This is a genomic window from Niallia sp. RD1 (genome assembly GCF_024219955.1).
GTDB classification, from domain to species: Bacteria; Bacillota; Bacilli; order Bacillales; family Cytobacillaceae; genus Niallia; species Niallia alba.
This window is the reverse complement of sequence record NZ_CP100420.1, coordinates 5,095,612-5,112,261: the sequence shown is the minus strand read 5'-3', so window position 1 is coordinate 5,112,261 and position 16,650 is coordinate 5,095,612. Positions and strand designations below refer to the sequence as shown.

The 16,650-nt window shown below is 35.6% G+C and carries 18 protein-coding genes, 2 tRNA genes, 1 pseudogene and 1 other annotated feature; of the genes and pseudogenes, 17 read left to right on the top strand and 4 right to left on the bottom strand.

Annotated features, from left to right (window positions below; translation table 11 throughout):
- Window positions 1–89: 89 nt before the first annotated feature.
- Both NKG37_RS24650 and tnpB read right to left on the bottom strand, forming a co-directional pair.
- Window positions 90–1,196, bottom strand: a complete 1,107-nt coding sequence (locus NKG37_RS24650; protein WP_254415490.1) for an IS66 family transposase — start codon at window positions 1,194–1,196, stop codon at window positions 90–92.
- Window positions 1,197–1,277: 81 nt separating this feature from the next.
- Complete coding sequence (gene tnpB / locus NKG37_RS24645) at window positions 1,278–1,631, bottom strand: IS66 family insertion sequence element accessory protein TnpB (protein ID WP_139367959.1); 354 nt, start codon at window positions 1,629–1,631, stop codon at window positions 1,278–1,280.
- Between the two features lie 81 nt (window positions 1,632–1,712).
- Here tnpB and NKG37_RS24640 point away from each other — a divergent pair, with 81 nt between their 5' ends.
- The gene (locus NKG37_RS24640; RefSeq protein WP_254415489.1) at window positions 1,713–1,913 is read left to right on the top strand and encodes a hypothetical protein; all 201 of its coding nucleotides are present in this window, start codon (window positions 1,713–1,715) and stop codon (window positions 1,911–1,913) included.
- Here NKG37_RS24640 and NKG37_RS24635 read toward each other — a convergent pair.
- Window positions 1,903–2,256, bottom strand: a complete 354-nt coding sequence (locus tag NKG37_RS24635) for a hypothetical protein (RefSeq protein ID WP_254415488.1) — start codon at window positions 2,254–2,256, stop codon at window positions 1,903–1,905. The genes NKG37_RS24640 and NKG37_RS24635 overlap by 11 nt on opposite strands.
- Before the next feature lie 148 nt (window positions 2,257–2,404).
- Here NKG37_RS24635 and NKG37_RS24630 point away from each other — a divergent pair, with 148 nt between their 5' ends.
- The 11 genes and pseudogenes from NKG37_RS24630 to NKG37_RS24585 all read left to right on the top strand — a co-directional run bounded on the left by NKG37_RS24630 (window position 2,405) and on the right by NKG37_RS24585 (window position 9,570).
- Entirely contained in the window at window positions 2,405–2,713 is a 309-nt protein-coding gene (locus NKG37_RS24630) for a hypothetical protein (protein ID WP_101730697.1), read from the top strand.
- Window positions 2,714–2,743: 30 nt separating this feature from the next.
- Window positions 2,744–3,355, top strand: a complete 612-nt coding sequence (locus tag NKG37_RS26435; protein ID WP_367976246.1) for a recombinase family protein — start codon at window positions 2,744–2,746, stop codon at window positions 3,353–3,355.
- Window positions 3,325–4,224 (top strand): recombinase family protein, encoded by a 900-nt coding sequence (locus tag NKG37_RS26430; RefSeq protein WP_318010491.1) that lies wholly within the window; start codon window positions 3,325–3,327, stop codon window positions 4,222–4,224. Before NKG37_RS26435 ends, NKG37_RS26430 begins: the two co-directional genes overlap by 31 nt.
- A 27-nt stretch (window positions 4,225–4,251) precedes the next feature.
- Window positions 4,252–4,338: pseudogene (gene gerE, locus NKG37_RS24620) on the top strand (spore germination transcription factor GerE); the annotation flags it as partial.
- A gap of 283 nt (window positions 4,339–4,621) precedes the next feature.
- Window positions 4,622–5,080: a MarR family winged helix-turn-helix transcriptional regulator gene (locus NKG37_RS24615; RefSeq protein WP_016201767.1), complete on the top strand. Its 459-nt coding sequence runs from the start codon at window positions 4,622–4,624 to the stop codon at window positions 5,078–5,080.
- 9 nt (window positions 5,081–5,089) lie between these two features.
- Window positions 5,090–5,887 carry a glutamate racemase gene (racE, locus tag NKG37_RS24610; RefSeq protein WP_101730699.1) on the top strand — a complete coding sequence of 266 codons (798 nt, stop codon included), beginning with the start codon at window positions 5,090–5,092 and terminating at the stop codon, window positions 5,885–5,887.
- A 392-nt stretch (window positions 5,888–6,279) separates the two neighbouring features.
- A complete protein-coding gene (locus NKG37_RS24605) occupies window positions 6,280–7,347 on the top strand; it encodes a GerMN domain-containing protein (protein WP_101730700.1) in 1,068 nt (355 codons plus the stop codon).
- Window positions 7,348–8,003: 656 nt separating this feature from the next.
- Window positions 8,004–8,609, top strand: coding sequence for an XTP/dITP diphosphatase (locus NKG37_RS24600; RefSeq protein WP_016201764.1), 606 nt, complete (start codon window positions 8,004–8,006; stop codon window positions 8,607–8,609).
- 6 nt (window positions 8,610–8,615) lie between these two features.
- Window positions 8,616–9,125 (top strand): metallophosphoesterase family protein, encoded by a 510-nt coding sequence (locus NKG37_RS24595; protein WP_169188934.1) that lies wholly within the window; start codon window positions 8,616–8,618, stop codon window positions 9,123–9,125.
- Between the two features lie 131 nt (window positions 9,126–9,256).
- Window positions 9,257–9,330: transfer RNA gene (locus NKG37_RS24590), tRNA-Arg, on the top strand.
- Between the two features lie 166 nt (window positions 9,331–9,496).
- A tRNA-Arg gene (locus NKG37_RS24585) sits at window positions 9,497–9,570 on the top strand.
- A gap of 41 nt (window positions 9,571–9,611) precedes the next feature.
- Here the strand turns inward: NKG37_RS24585 and NKG37_RS24580 are convergent.
- Entirely contained in the window at window positions 9,612–10,010 is a 399-nt protein-coding gene (locus NKG37_RS24580) for a general stress protein (protein ID WP_224427553.1), read from the bottom strand.
- A gap of 504 nt (window positions 10,011–10,514) precedes the next feature.
- Between NKG37_RS24580 and NKG37_RS24575 the strand changes: the two genes are divergently transcribed.
- The 5 genes from NKG37_RS24575 (at window position 10,515) to NKG37_RS24555 (ending at window position 16,636) form a co-directional block, all read left to right on the top strand.
- A complete protein-coding gene (locus tag NKG37_RS24575; protein WP_016201761.1) occupies window positions 10,515–10,706 on the top strand; it encodes a YolD-like family protein in 192 nt (63 codons plus the stop codon).
- A gap of 556 nt (window positions 10,707–11,262) precedes the next feature.
- Window positions 11,263–11,514 (top strand) — a binding site (T-box leader).
- Between the two features lie 116 nt (window positions 11,515–11,630).
- Window positions 11,631–13,346, top strand: a complete 1,716-nt coding sequence (gene ilvB / locus NKG37_RS24570; protein ID WP_016201760.1) for an acetolactate synthase large subunit — start codon at window positions 11,631–11,633, stop codon at window positions 13,344–13,346.
- A complete protein-coding gene (gene ilvN, locus NKG37_RS24565) occupies window positions 13,343–13,861 on the top strand; it encodes an acetolactate synthase small subunit (RefSeq protein ID WP_016201759.1) in 519 nt (172 codons plus the stop codon). Before ilvB ends, ilvN begins: the two co-directional genes overlap by 4 nt.
- A gap of 230 nt (window positions 13,862–14,091) precedes the next feature.
- Window positions 14,092–15,114, top strand: coding sequence for a ketol-acid reductoisomerase (gene ilvC, locus NKG37_RS24560; protein WP_016201758.1), 1,023 nt, complete (start codon window positions 14,092–14,094; stop codon window positions 15,112–15,114).
- Entirely contained in the window at window positions 15,101–16,636 is a 1,536-nt protein-coding gene (locus NKG37_RS24555) for a 2-isopropylmalate synthase (protein WP_254415487.1), read from the top strand. Before ilvC ends, NKG37_RS24555 begins: the two co-directional genes overlap by 14 nt.
- Window positions 16,637–16,650 lie beyond the last annotated feature (14 nt).

The window sequence follows — 16,650 nt, the reverse complement described above, 5'->3', positions numbered from 1 at the left end:
ATCCTCCTATACAATTGTGTATGGTTACATTTCCATCATTGCATAAAGGGATCATAATTATTCGAGAAAAAAGATAAGGAATAATGTGATTATGCGGAAATTCTCAATTCTTCTGGGATAATCAAACTTCTTGGATAATGTGCCCAACAATTTGCGAAGGTAATTCCGCCAATCTTATCATAGGCAGAGTAACCATCACAAATAATTGTACCGGAATACCCCTCCGTGAAACTTTCAAGGACGGACCGAGCCCGTGATAAAGAGCTTTGAAATAGAATAATCAAGGGACCTTGGCTTGGCACACTTCGATATACCCAGTTATAGGCATTGGATTGACCAGATTTCCCATCAGAACGATGAATAATTTGGGAATACGTTTCGTCGACATGTAGAACAGACTTAAACATCATCAACTCTTTCATTCGTTCATAAATAGGTAGTAGCCAATCATGTGCTGCATGTATGACCCAATTAGAAAGATTTTTATCATTCGTATCTAGACCATAACGTGACCATTCCTTGACCTGGCGGTAAAGGGGTAAGTATTGCGCAAATTTATCATAGATGACTTTCGCAAGCACGCTAGGGCTTGCGATGCTACGTTGAATCGGTGGCTGTGGTGCTTTTCCACGCTTAATTTGTGCGGATTGTGATGCATCACTTTTGCAGTTCCTACATTCGTAGGCATGTTCAATATGCTGTACTTTCATCATTTTTGCGGGAATAAATGTAGCTTCTTCACGGACAACCGTTCCGCCGATTTCAACCATTTGATGTTGACAACAGTCACAGATGGTATTGTCTGGATGATGATGGATCGCTTCTATTTCTACATCATCTCGCAATGAATCATTTCTCTTTTTCTTCTGGATGTTTCGAACAACAGTATAAGAAATCGTCTGTTGGCTTTGTTCTTCTGTGTGCTCAGAATCAGTAAAAGACGGGTCATCCTCAAATAAGGACACTTGCCCGTCGGGCGTATTGTATTTGGATTTTTCTGTTTTAGAGCCATATAAGAGTTTTGTTAAATGTTGAAGTTGTTGCGTCAACGATTCAATCTGTTTCAATGATTGATCCAACTTTTTCGATAACTTTTTATTTTGTTGATTCGAATGAGCTAATTGTTCTTCAAGCAGTCGAATTAATTTCTCATCTTTACTTTTGTTATTAGAAGAAGCGTTCGACACAACATTCACTACTTTCCGTTCAGTTTCGTTCCTCCTATTATAATCAGTTTGAATAGTGAAATAAAGATAAAAGTACCAACTTGAACGATTTTAGAACGCGCCTTTTAGTGATGGTTGAATGGCTTTTGGTTGCTGAATGGATAACCCTTCAAGTAACCATCGGAGCTCCTGTTGTGAAAGATTACGTACTTCATTTTCATCTTTTGGCCATTGAAGTTTTCCACTATCTAAACGCTTATAAAGCATGGCGAAGCCATCGCCATCAAAATACAGACATTTGTAGCGATCTTTACTCCATCCTGAAAATAAGAAAATGGAATCGCCATATGGATCAAGTTCGAAAGAATCTTGAATCAGTGTGGCAAGCCCGTCTATGCCTTTTCGCATATCGGTCTTTCCGCAAATGATGTAGATATTTTTCACACTTGTATAATCGTATTTCACAGATGTTTCAACTCCCTCATAACGGTTTGGATAACGTGCTCACCTACGCCGCCATAGAAGGATATTTCCGCGTTTGCCGTTTTGATCGTGCAAATGCTTATTGAAGGATCTTTTGAAGAAGTGGATGATAAAGAATGTTTAGTATCTGGGTGTAGTGTGACGGGGACAATCGTTAATTTTTGTTGTGGCATAAGACATGCACCTCCTTTGATTCATACATGTATCGTACCAGAAGGTGCTGCGTGTTTATATGCGTTGTTTGAATGGGGGCTTACAAAGTAACTACATAATTGGGTTTAAAAGTTGAATCATAATTTGATAAATTAATAAGATCGTTATCCTCAACTTCTTCTAAAGTGTAAGAAGCATTGGAGTCATTACTATACTTAATTAAATTATCTAGATATCCGTTTAGTGATAGGCTTGTGATTTCTTCCCCAATAATCAATTTCGAGGTTTCTTCATCGATTGATGCAATTTTAATTTGCAATTGAGTAGTATTTACAGATATGTTTTCTTGGATGAGGGACTTTTCTTCTGCAAAAGTATTGATTGGAAGTAAACTAAAACATAATAAAATTGTAGATATTATTACTAAAAAGATTTGCTGAATTTTTTTATTCATAATAACCTCCATTAATGTTAATATTATACAGAGAGCTCTCTAGATAATATTAACATTAAATTAGTAGATTAGTAAATGATATTTCTATAAATTTACAATTAATGATAAAATATAGTGAATTAAGTGATTTCTAGTTAGGAGGAATATTATGAGAGTTGGTTATAGTATTTTAAGAGAGATAAATAGAGGGGAATTTTTACCTACAGAAAAAGATTATGGTTTAAGAACCAGAGAATTTGAGAATTTTATAAAATTTTTAGAAAATGAAGGATATTTAGAAAGAGTATTAAGGTTGGACGATTATTTTTCAATTAAGCCAGCACGGTTAACAAATAAAGGACATGAATTACTAAATAATAATAAAAAATACGAAGAATCTTACCCAGAAAGAAAGGATTTAATCAAATGGGTACAAGTAGAGAAAGATTTATATTCTAATGGTGCAGTTGATGAATAATTTTATATTCAATAAAGGATGGTACAACTTATGCAACCCAAATCTAAATACGCAGTCTACGTCCGTGTATCCACCGACCGAGACGAACAAGTCTCATCGGTCGAAAACCAAATCGATATATGCCGTAACTGGCTAGAAAGAAATGGCTACGAATGGAACGAAGAATCTGTTTTTAAAGACGAAGGAATATCTGGAACAGTCTTCTTAGATCGCCCAGCAATCCAATTATTATTAGATAAAACGAAAAAAGGCGAAATAGAAATGATTATCTTTAAATCCATTTCACGTTTAGCCATGGATCTAAAAGATAGCTTAGAAATTAGAGAAACACTGCTAGCACATAATGTTCGTGTAATATCCATTGAAGAAGGTTTTGACAGTTTTAAAGTTGGTAAGAACGACATGGTTTTTGAATTATGGAGCTTGTTTGCTGCTCAATACTCTAGAACTCTATCAAGCTCGATTTCTGCTGCTCTTGCAGCTAAAGTGCGACGTGGCGAACATATCGGTAAGATTCCTTTTGGATATGATCGTCCAAACCAAAAACTTGTTATCAATGAAGAAGAAGCTAAAGTAGTAAGACAAATATTCCATTGGTATAACTTCGATAAATGGGTTTTAAGCGCATTACAAAAGAGTTAAATGATTTAGGCTTAAAACCGAAACAAAAGGATAAATGGCAGGTTACATCCGTTCAGAGAATACTTCAAAATCCTATCTATCATGGAAACTTCATACTTAATCAGTACACAACTGTAAAAGTTGGTGGAAGAAAGAAGCAAATCCGTAATCCTCAAGAAAAATGGTTGATCTTTAAAGATCATCATCCAGCAATCATAACTTCTACTCAATTTGAAAAAGCTAATAACAGAGACTATAAAAGTAAAAAAACAAAAATTACTCCATGGAATGAATTCAGAGATATATTAAAATGCGCTCATTGTGGCTCTAATATGGTGATTATGCAAAGTTATAAACGAAAAAAAGATGGTTCCAGAATTGAATGGAAATACTTAAAATGCAGCAAGTACAGAAGATATGGTGAACATGGCTGCTTAAATCATGAACCGATTCGTTACGAACAATTTAGGGAGTTTATGTTAAGACTTTTAACAGAAAAGGGAGAAAGCATTCGGTTAAACTTTGATACAGAATATAAAAAGAAGCAGCTGGAGGACAGCCGCGGCATTAGAAATAAAATAGACCGGTTAGAAGAACAGAAAAAAGATGTTCTGGATCTTTATTTAAATGATCGACTGATATCTAAAGCGGAATTTAAAGTGAAAAGAGATGAACTGGAAAAGCAGATTGGTAAATTAAATGATAAGCTTTTTCTATTGTCGCAAGAAGATAATACAAGTATTAATATAGAGACCATTAAACAGGCTTTTAAGCAGCTGGAAAATGAAGAAAGTGACTTACATTATGCTTTCCAGCAGTTATTAGATTCAATGGAAGTTAGCCAAGATGGAACACTAGATATTAAATACACTTTTGAACAAATACAGTAGTGTGTTTTTAGCATGCAAAAGGTATGCATTTCAAATGCTATGCAGAAGCTGGGCGTGAAGGGGCGTTCACAGGCTGTTGTAGAACTCCTTAGAATGGGAGAACTAGAGCTATAATAAAGAAGATGATCTCGTATAAGCGGGGAGGAAATTCCACTCCTTTGCCGCTTATATGGGTCATCTTCTTTTAATGAGGATACATGGCTAAATGAGGGATGTGTAAATAATATTGTCAAAACTGCTCTTGTTCATAAATTTTACATCTAAATTAATACTCCATTAACTTTTCGCCTTATACATTTACGAGGGAAGAATTGTAGATTATAATTAAAGGTACTGATTCGTAGAAAATTGTCGGAAATTAATTATATTTGTATATTTATATATGGGAGTTGTAATCATGATGACTGAAGAGAAAAATGCAAAGGAATATTTGGAGAATATAGCTACGATAGAAAAGGATATGCGATACATATCGGGGATCATTAAACAAAAAGGGAGAGAGATATTAAGCGATTATACAATGACTCCTCCTCAATTCGTTGCCTTGCAATGGCTATTTGAAGAGGGCGATATGACAATAGGGGAATTATCAAATAAAATGTTCCTTGCCTTTAGTACAACGACCGACTTAGTTGATCGGATGGAAAAGAATCATTTAGTTCAAAGAGTGAAGGATCCGAATGATCGACGTGTGGTTCGTATTCATATGCTAGAAGAAGGAAAAAGATTAATTGACGAAGTAATTAAAAAACGTCAAAACTATCTTCAAGAAGTATTAAATGAGTATACAACCGGAGATATCGAGGAATTAAAGAAAAATTTCATGCGTTTACATCAAGTAATGCGAGAAAAATGAGGCGGTTTTTTGGAAAGAGCAATAGGGGTTATAGATTCTGGAGTTGGTGGATTAACGGTTGCGAAGGAGATTATGCGCCAGCTTCCTTTTGAAAATATCGTATACTTAGGGGATACGGCAAGATGTCCATATGGACCAAGAACGGGAGAAGAAGTGAAGAAATTCACTTGGGAAATGACTAGATTCTTGTTGAAGAAAAATATTAAAATGCTTGTGATTGCCTGTAATACTGCTACTGCAGTGGCATTAGAGGAAATTCGCGGGCAGCTATCTATTCCTGTAATTGGAGTAATTATTCCGGGGGCACGAACAGCAATTAAGGTAACAAAAAATAATTATATAGGCATGATTGGAACAATTGGTACTGTTCGAAGTCGAGCGTATGAAAAAGCATTAAAAAAGATTAATAATCGAGTAAGAACAGTTAGTTTAGCATGCCCGAAATTTGTTCCTTTAGTGGAGAGCGGCGAATATGATGGACCAGTCGCAAGGAAAATTGTGAAAGAAACGCTTTGGCCATTAAAGAATAAAGAGATAGATACTCTAATACTTGGTTGTACCCATTACCCTTTGTTGGCAAAAGTAATACAAGAAGAGATAGGGGAAAAGGTAAAAGTGATTAGTTCTGGTGCAGAAACGGCAAGAGAAGTTAGTACCATTCTAAACCATCATGACCAACTTGCTTCAGAAGAGAATCAAGTAGAACATCATTTTTATACAACTGGATCGAAAGAAATTTTTGCTAGAATAGCATCAAACTGGCTAAATCAAGAAATACATTCTGTTGAAACAATTAAATTGTCATAAGTAATAAGACTGTCTTATGTTCCATTAACAAAAATATCTAGATCAGTTCTAATCGAGACATTTTTGTGGATGAAATAGTGAGACAGTCTTTTTTGTGGGTTGTTTTCTAAAGGATTGTTGTTTTTCTATCGAAAAAAAGAATTAGTTGGAAAAATGGAGCAGCCGGAATACACGTAGACTCCTGTGGGATTAGCGAGACAGTCTGAGACCCCGGAGGCGAGGTGAGGAGGCTCAGCGCGAGCCCCACGGAAAGCGAAGTGAATTCCGGCTGCGGGTAATCGCAAAAAACTTTACGAAAACAGCCTTTTTGAAAAAAAATCTTCTAAAGACGGTCTAAAAAAAAGATAGGCTCGTATATATATTAGTACAAACTGTCTTAGGAGTGATGAAGAATGTCTAAGAATAACAAATTGACCATAGTTTCTGCGGTTTTAATATCATCTGTGTTGATCTCTGGTTGTAGCTTATTGGGAGATAAAGAAAAAGTAGATCCACCCCAAACTACATCCTATGAAGATGATGCAGTGAAAGAAAATGCGGACAAAGAAACAGCGGGAGAAGTTGCTACAGAGGATGCAATGCCTATTGAATTATATTTAATGGATAAATATGGGTATGTCGTTCCTCAAACATTAAATCTGCCAAAAACAAATTCGATTGCAAAAGAAAGCTTAGAATATTTAGTTAAAGGTGGAAAAGTTTCTGAAATGCTGCCAAATGATTTTCAGGCAGTAATTCCGCAAGATACGAAAATTAGTATTAATGTAGATGAGGATAAAGTGGCTACAGTCGATTTTTCAAATGAATTCAAAGAGTACGAGGCTAAAGATGAAGAGAAAATTTTACAATCTATTACGTGGACATTGACACAATTTGATTCAATTGATGCTGTTAAGCTCTCTTTAAATGGTCATGAGCTGACAGAAATGCCAGTTAATAAAACCCCGATCCAAGGTGCTTTAACAAGAGCAGATGGCATTAACGTTAATACGGATGATGTTACAGATATTACAAACACTAAACCGTTAACCGTTTATTATATTGGCGGAGATTTAGATTCATACTATTATGTACCAGTAACAAAGCGTGTTAGCAATGCAGAAGAAAATAATGTGGCAGCCGCAGTAGGTGAATTAATAGAAGGCCCAGGTATGGGAGGCGCAACAGCATTAACAAGTTTATTACCTAACGATGTGAAGCTGTTAGATAAACCAGTAGTAGAAGATGGTAAAGTTACGTTAAACTTTAACGAAAACATATATTCTAGTGGGCTAAACGGAGAAGAAAAAGTACTAGCCGATGAAGTATTAAATTCATTAGTACTGTCATTGACAGAGCAAGAAGGCATTGAAAGTGTTTCTGTTACTGTTAATGGAGAAGCTGATTTAGTGAATGCAGAAGGAGAAAGTTTAACTAAACCAGTTACTCGTCCGGAAAATGTGAATACAGGTAGTTTCTAATAAGTTAATTGATAAAGAGGATGGGACATAACTAAATAGATACTCTGTAAAGACGAACAATTTCTAATATAGCTAGTAAATAGCGGCTGCTTTCGCATACTTTTTACAAGAGGAAATATAATTAGTTGGAAAAACAGAGCAGCCGGAATACACGAAGACTCCTATGGGATTAGCGAGACAGTCTGAGACCCTGCAGGCCACAGGCCGAAGCGGCTCAGCGCGAGCCCCATGGAAAGCGAAGTGTATTCCGGCTGCGGGGAATAGCACCAAACTTCATGGAAACATCCTTTGAAAAACAAATAAAAGCCCGAACAATTATACGGAACATTCATTAGCATCTTCGTATAATTGTTCGGAATTATCCTTGGCTGGAATACTTATGTCCCAGCCTCTTTATTTTTTTAGTCCAGAGTGTTGATGGTAATAATTTATCCATACCGATATTTATAGTGAATTATATAAGGATTTCCATAAAAACAGAAGAAACCGATGAAATGACGTTATAAACTTCACAAAACTGTCTTTGGAAATAAGGAAGAAAGGGTATATACTTTTATTAGACGCATTTTTTCAATCGTAGTAAACTAAAAGAAAGAATAGCAACTACATATGTTTCAGCGTAAAAAAATATTTTTAGCTAATTAAGGAGATTTATGATGAAAGAGATTATTATTGCAACAAAGAATACAGGCAAGACAAAAGAATTTGTACAAATGTTTTCACCACTTGGCTATGAAGTAAAAACACTATTAGATTTTCCAGATGTACCAGATGTAGAGGAGACAGGGACAACATTTGAAGAAAATGCTCTCCTAAAAGCAGAAACGATTTCTAAGCTACTAAATCGTGTTGTTATCTCAGATGATTCTGGTCTTGTTATAGATGCATTGAACGGTAGACCTGGAGTGTATTCTGCACGTTATGCAGGTGAACAAAAGAATGATCAAGATAATATGGACAAGGTTTTGGATGAATTAAAGGGAGTTCCAACAGAAAAAAGAACAGCTCGCTTTTGTTGTACATTAGCAGTTGCAATTCCTAATGAATCCTCCTTAACATTTACCGGTACTTGTGAAGGGATTATTTTAACGGAAAGAAGAGGAGATTACGGCTTTGGTTATGATCCGATTTTTTATGTAGAGGTAGAACAAAAGGCAATGGCTGAATTGCCGCCAGAGAAGAAAAATAAAATTAGTCACCGTGCAAATGCATTAAAAAAACTAAAAGAACAGTTACCAACTGTTTTTAAGGAAAGGAACTAGACCTGGATGAAAATTTTGATTGTAAGTGACAGTCATGGATTGGTATCCGAGTTAGGTGTTTTAAAAAAAAGGCATGAAGAGGATGTAGATTTGTTTCTGCATTGTGGAGATTCAGAGCTTTCAGCAAGTGAAGAAGTGATGGCGGGATATATTACGGTTCAAGGGAACTGTGATTATGAGGACAGATATCCAACGGAAACAATTCAAGAAATTGCGGGAAAAAAGATTTTTTTAACACATGGGCATTTATATGGGGTGAAATCCTCTCTTAATAATTTATTGTACAAAGCAAAGGAGATAGGGGCTAATATTGCCTGTTTCGGGCATTCTCATTTCTTAGGGATGGAAGTGGTTGATGATGTTCTTTTCATTAATCCGGGTAGTTTACGATTGCCTAGAGGTAGAAAAGAACAAACATATGTCATTTTAACCATTGAAAGTAATCGATTTGTAACAGAAGTTTATGATTTTCATAATGGGTTACTTCCAGAATTAAAAAGTGAATTTCCCTTCTAGTAGGCTTTTTCCTAATGAGGAAGAAAAAAATTCCTCATTAGGAAAAAAAACTTCAATAAACTATTGACTTTATGTCCCTATAATCATATAATAACTATTGTCCTCATAAAGAGTAAAGAAATACATAACATGTCCCAGTAGCTCAGCTGGATAGAGCAACGGCCTTCTAAGCCGTCGGTCGGGAGTTCGAATCTCTCCTGGGACGTATTTTATTTGTTTTTATGATTACTTAGTATTTTTTCAGGTTATATGAATTGCCTATATTATTATAATAAAATAGTCTATTAGTTGGAATAGAAAAACTATGCATATCCTATAGGGTATGATATAATATTTTTTGGTAAACATTTCTGAAATAATTAATACATTATGTCCCAGTAGCTCAGCTGGATAGAGCAACGGCCTTCTAAGCCGTCGGTCGGGAGTTCGAATCTCTCCTGGGACGTCTACAAAAAAGCTTAAACCACAATGGTTTAAGCTTTTTTCTTACTCTACTTTTTTTCGTTCTACTGTTGTATTCATCGTTTGGGATGGTATGACATCTACTTCACTATTATCAAAACTTAATTTGTTCAACTTTTCTTCTTCCGTTTCCGCATCATTATCTAAAAGAACAATGTATTTTCCTGCTTGCAGTTCTTCCTCATATGGTTCTAAGTCCGTACCAGCGAAGAAATTCTTTAATCGATCTAAAAATGATACTGGCTCAACCTCGTTAATTGCTGAGGTTGTATTCACTTCTGTTTCTTGTTCGATTAAAGCAACTTGTTCATTTCTAGTGATGACGGAAATATGATCTGGAGAATACCCTTTAGAGAGTAATTCCTCAATAGCATCTACTGTTGCTTCAGGAGAATCATATATACCTACTACACTGTTTGTCATATACCTATTCCTCCTTTAAACAATTGATTGTTGCATATTGTATATATTCCCATTATTGAAAGGGAATAAACAGGGCAATTTCCTTTTTAGCTATTTGGAATTTTATTCTAATAGCAAGAGGTAATAGTGGCTTCTTATATTGAAATAACGATGGGTAGAAAAGTTTAATGAAATGCACGGTTTGGCACAGGCTTAAAGCGAAAGTAGTTATTTTTTGTTACAAAGAATGTAAGACTAAGAAAAAAATAAAATAGTGTACTGCTACCTTGTCATGAGAGAAACCTATAATTAAAAGTTTCTCTCATATATTTTCCTATAAAGGTATAATAAGGTACGATTTAGGTAATAATTTCATTAAGAAAAAATAATGTTCAGAAAATCACTTACATTACTTGAAAACGCTTACTGTTATTGTGTATAATAGATTTAAGTAAAAAACAAACAAGAAATGAAGTAATGTGAATAGATGAACATAACAAAAATATGTAGAAGGAGATATGCACCATGATTCTCAAAGAATTAGGAAGAAGTAGGCTTATTGTTATTAATTATTATAAGAATGGTTTGTTAGAAACAATTAAGGGGCAGGTTCAGAAGCTCAATCTGATCGATCAAACGATTGATCTAAAAGATGACAACGAAAATACGTATCAAATTCGTTTGTCATGGATACAAGATATATGTGCTGTACATTAATTTAATTTCTAAAAAATGCAATCGCTTTCTTTTGTAGTGATTGTATTTTTTTATAAAATAAAAAAACAATGTTAGATTTTTTGACATTTTAGTTTAATAGAAAGAATTATTTTATTATAATGAAGTCTATAAGAAGATCCACCATGTATTTTTATCACAATCATAACGGGCAGTAAGACCCTCACCTCAAGCTGAGAAAAATCGAGGAAGCTAGAGCTAGGTGTTGGAACTCTCCCGTAAAGGTCCGATAAGCGCAACCTATCAGAAATGGGGATGAGAAAATCTTCACTCCTAGAAGTTTTCTTTATAGATTATTTTCAGTAAAAAAAGAATTTTTTAAATTTTTTGAAGGTTTAAAAAGTACATGCATTCTTTATATGACAATAATGTAAGCGTTTCCTAAAGTTGTCCTCGTTGTTTAAATAATCAAATAATTCTCAAAAATACTGTTGACTCTTGTTTAAATTCAGCGTAAGATAACCTCAACAAATGAAAAACACAACATGTTACTTGCTAAAACTAGTAACATAACAACATGACAAACTGAATAAATATAAGTAATTCGATGATGAGGATAAGTAGTTTTCTATTTGGATTCCAAAGAGAGCTGGTGGTTGGTGTGAACCAGTGAACCAATAGTTAATGAACTCACCTCAGAGTGTTAGCTTGAAAGGTAAGCAAGTAGAGCTAACCGAGTGTTTCCACTCGTTATCAAAAGAGAACGAACCGTTCATAAAGCGCATACACTTATTTACAGTGTATGAATGAGGGTGGTACCGTGGAAAGGAAATGCCTTTTCACCCCTTTGTTTACTAAAAAACATTAGTAACCATTGGAGGTGGAAAGGCTTTTTTTATGGATATAGCCTTTCTTGGTAACATCCAGTGAATAAGTAAAAGGAAAGAATTTAGGGAGGTTATACAAATGTTACAGGAGACTGCCTTTGAAAATACAAAGGCCCAAGTAAAACCGTTAACTGGTGCTGATCTCTTACTGCAAGCTTTGGAAAAAGAAAATGTTGAATTTATTTTCGGATATCCAGGTGGAGCTGTGTTACCAATTTATGATAAGATTTACGATTCGAAAATTTTTCATGTATTGCCAAGACATGAACAAGGCGGTATTCATGCAGCAGAAGGATATGCGAGAATCTCTGGAAAACCAGGTGTAGTTATTGCAACATCAGGTCCCGGTGCTACAAATATTGTAACAGGGCTTGCTGATGCTATGATGGATTCTCTGCCACTAGTTGTTTTTACAGGTCAAGTAGCAACAGGTGTGATTGGAACAGATGCTTTTCAAGAAGCAGACATTTTAGGGATTACTACACCGATAACAAAATATAATTGTCAGGTTCGAAGCCTTGAAGATATTCCTAGAATCATTAAAGAGGCGTTCTATATTGCTACAAGTGGAAGACCAGGACCAGTATTAATTGATTTTCCAAAAGATATTGCTGCAACTATTTCAGATGTTCCAGCTGAGAAGGAAGTAGACCTTCCAGGTTATCAACCGACAACACAACCGAATTATTTGCAGATTCGCAAATTGACAGAAGCTGTAAGTGCTGCAAAAAAACCAGTAATTTTAGCAGGAGCAGGTGTCAATTTTGCAAAAGCGAGTACTGAGTTACTTCAATATGTAGAACAGCAACAAATCCCAGTCGTACATACACTTCTTGGTTTAGGAGGTTTTCCAGCTGATAACAAGTTGTTTGTTGGTATGGGAGGAATGCACGGTTGTTATGCCGCTAATATGGCTTTATATGAAGCAGACTTATTAATTAATGTTGGGGCAAGATTTGATGATCGTTTAACAGGAAACTTAGCCCATTTTGCACCAAATGCCATTAAAGCACATATTGATATCGATCCTGCAGAAATTGGTAAGATTATTCCAACGAAAATACCGATTGTTGCAGATGCTAAAGAAGCACTTACAATGTTGATAAAGCAAAAAGGCTTACAGTCAGACCATAATGCATGGTTAGAAAAGATTGAAAATTGGAAAAATGAATATCCGTATTATTATGAAGAATCCAATCTTCTGAAACCACAGCAAGTATTGGAGATGTTATACGAAAAGACGCAAGGTGAAGCAATTGTAACTACAGATGTTGGACAGCACCAAATGTGGACTGCCCAATACTATCAATTTAAAGAGTCCAATCGCTGGGTAACATCTGGAGGACTAGGTACAATGGGATTTGGACTTCCATCAAGTATTGGAGCTCAATTAGCTGATCCAAAAGCAACGGTACTTGCTATTAGCGGTGATGGGGGCTTTCAAATGTGCAGCCAGGAGCTTGCGCTAATAAGAGAATTGAATTTACCGATTAAGATTATTATTTTTAATAATCAAGCATTAGGGATGGTAAGACAATGGCAAGAGTTTTTCTATGAATCTCGCTTTTCTCATAGTAAGGAATCTTACCAACCATCGTTTGTTGCATTAGCAGAAGCGTATGGAATAAAAGGCTATCAAATATCTTCCGCAGTAGAAGCTGCAAGCATTCTGGACGAAGTGTTAGCGGTAAGAGAACCTGTATTATTGGATTTCCGCATTGATCCTGGTGAGAATGTGTATCCAATGATTGCTCCAGGTAAAGGATTGCATGAAATGGTAGGGATGAAGCCATGAAGAAAATAATTAGCTTAACTGTTATGAATAAATCTGGTGTATTAAATCGGATCACTAATCTCTTTTCAAAACGAAACTACAACATTGAAAGCATATCAGTGGGACATACGGAGCATGAAGGAGTCTCTCGAATTACATGTGTTGTGCATGTAGAAAGTGATGGCGTCATAGAACAAATCACGAAACAGTTAAATAAGCAAATTGATATTTTGAAAGTAGTAGACATCACTGATCAGGCTATAGTTGCAAGAGAGCTTGCCTTAATAAAAGTACTTGCTACACCGCAGACTAGGCACGAGCTATACTCAGTTATTGAACCATTTAGAGCTTCTGTAATCGATGTAAGTAAAGAAAGTCTCGTTATCCAAATTACAGGAGAATCAACAAAAATTGAAGCTTTTATAGAACTGCTAAGACCTTATGGAATTAAAGAATTGGCTAGAACTGGTACAACAGCATTCCCTCGTGGATCTCAAAAAACAGCAGCTCATAAAAGTAACTATTCTATCGTCTAAACATCAATATTAAATAGGCTATTTTCATAGATTTATTGAGCAGTCTGAATACGTGAAGACGTCTATTGGATAAGCGAGAAAGGTGAGACCCCCACAAGGTATTACTAAGAAGAATCCACCGCTCGCCCTATAGAAAGTGAAATGTATTTAGGTTGCGGTTGACTAATAGCAAACCTTATGAAAATAGCCATTAAATAAATCTAATTTTACAAACGAAAGGGAGAAGAATAATGGCAAAAATGTATTATAACGGAGACGCAAATTTAGGATATTTTGAAGGGAAAACAGTTGCAGTAATTGGTTATGGATCTCAAGGACATGCACATGCTTTAAACATGAAAGATAGTGGTGTTCATGTCATTATTGGATTAAGAAAAGGTAATTCATGGAATAAAGCAGTGGAAGATGGATTTAATGTTTATTCAGTTGGCGAAGCAACAGCTCAAGCGGATATTGTAATGATTTTACTTCCAGATGAATTACAAACAAAAGTATATAATGAAGAAATTAAACCAAATTTAACAAATCAAGCATTAATGTTTGCTCATGGATTCAATATTCATTTTAATCAAATTGTCCCTCCAAGTGAGAGTGATGTACTATTAGTTGCTCCAAAAGGACCAGGTCATCTTGTAAGAAGAACATTTGAACAAGAAGCAGGTGTTCCAGCATTGTTTGCAATTTATCAAGATGTAACTGGTGAAGCGAGAGAGCTTGCACTTGCTTATGCAAAAGCGATTGGGGCTTTACGTGCAGGAGCTTTAGAGACAACATTTAAAGAAGAAACAGAAACAGATCTTTTCGGTGAACAAGCGGTTCTGTGTGGTGGTCTAACTGCACTTGTAAAAGCGGGCTTTGAAACATTGGTTGAAGCAGGATATCAACCGGAATTAGCATATTTTGAGTGTTTACATGAGCTGAAATTGATTGTTGACTTGATGTATGAAGATGGAATGGCAGGAATGAGATATTCTATTTCAGATACAGCACAGTGGGGAGATTTTGTAACAGGACCACGTATTGTCACAGATGATGTGAAGAAAGAAATGAAAGCTGTACTTACAGATATTCAAGAAGGAAAATTTGCTAAAGGATGGATTTTAGAAAATCAGGCAAATAGACCAGTGTTTAACGCGATTAATGCGAGAGAAAGCGAACATTTAATTGAAAAGGTTGGAAAAGAATTACGTGCAATGATGCCATTTGTTAAAAGCTCGAGAAAGAAAGAAGTGGTTGGTAGTGGCAAAAATTAAGATATTTGATACAACATTGAGAGATGGGGAGCAATCTCCTGGCGTAAATTTAAATTTGGCAGAGAAGTTGGTCATTGCTGAACAGTTAGAAAAATTGAATGTAGATATTTTAGAGGCAGGCTTTCCTGCTGCCTCTAAAGGTGATTTTGTCTCTGTGCAACAAATAGCGAAAACAATAAAAAATAGCTCTGTTACAGGTTTAGCAAGAGCGGTAACATCTGATATTGATGCAGCTTGGGATGCTTTAAAAGACGGTGCAGAACCGAGAATTCATGTGTTTCTAGCAACGAGTCCAATTCATCGAGAATACAAGTTAAAACTGTCGAAAGAACAAGTTGTGGAAAGAGCTGTAGCGGCCGTTAAATACGCTGCTAAAAGATTTCCAGTTATCCAATGGAGTGCAGAGGATGCATGTCGTACAGAACTTCCATTTTTAGCAGAAATAATAGAAGAAGTTATTCAAGCAGGAGCGCGTATCATTAATATTCCAGATACTGTAGGCTATATAACGCCAAATGAGTATGGTGAAGTTTTTCAATATTTAAAAAATAATGTCCCGTCCATTGATAAAGTTTCCTTATCAACCCATTGTCATGATGATTTAGGGTTGGCAACAGCAAATTCACTAGCCGCTATCGAAAATGGAGCAACTCAAGTAGAGTGCACTATTAATGGCATAGGAGAGAGAGCTGGTAATGCTTCAATGGAAGAAATTGTGGTAGCGCTTCATATTAGAAATGATCATTATCAAGAAAGAACAAGAATTAATCTGAAAGAGATTAGCAGATCAAGCAGCCTTGTTAGTGAATTAACTGGCATGGTGGTCCCAGGGAATAAAGCAATTGTTGGTCGCAATGCCTTTGCTCATGAATCTGGCATTCACCAAGACGGAGTTCTTAAGGAGAAAACTACCTATGAAATTATTTCTCCTGAACTTGTAGGCTATGTAAACAACAATAATATGGTTCTAGGGAAGCATTCAGGTAGTCATGCCTTTAAAACAAAGCTGAAAGATTTAGGGCTTCAAGTGAAAGCTGAGGATGTTAAAGATCTCTTTATTGCATTTAAGGATTTAGCAGACCACAAAAAAGAAATTTCCGATGAAGATATTATTGCCATTTTTCTAGAAAACAAGCTTGCTAAAGAAGAGAAATACTATGAATTAGTTGATGTTAAGGTCCAACATAAAAATGACAACGAAGCTGATGCAATTGTTAAGCTTTCTGGTCCGAAAAATGAATTGATTATTCAAAATGGTACTGGATCAGGAAGTGTTGAAGCATTATATAACACACTAGAAATGTCCATATCTGGTCAAGTGAAACTAGAAGATTATCGAATTCAGTCATTGGGTGCTGGCAGAGATGCGTTAGCTCAAGTATTTGTTAGAGTGCAATATGACGAAAAAGAAAGTACTGGAAGAGGCTTAGATCAAGATGTATTAATAGCATCTGCCAAAGCCTATATAAATGCTATTAATAGAGGGATTCTGGCAAGAGAACAATTTCTTGAAAAAGTGTAAGCTTTAAGATCCAC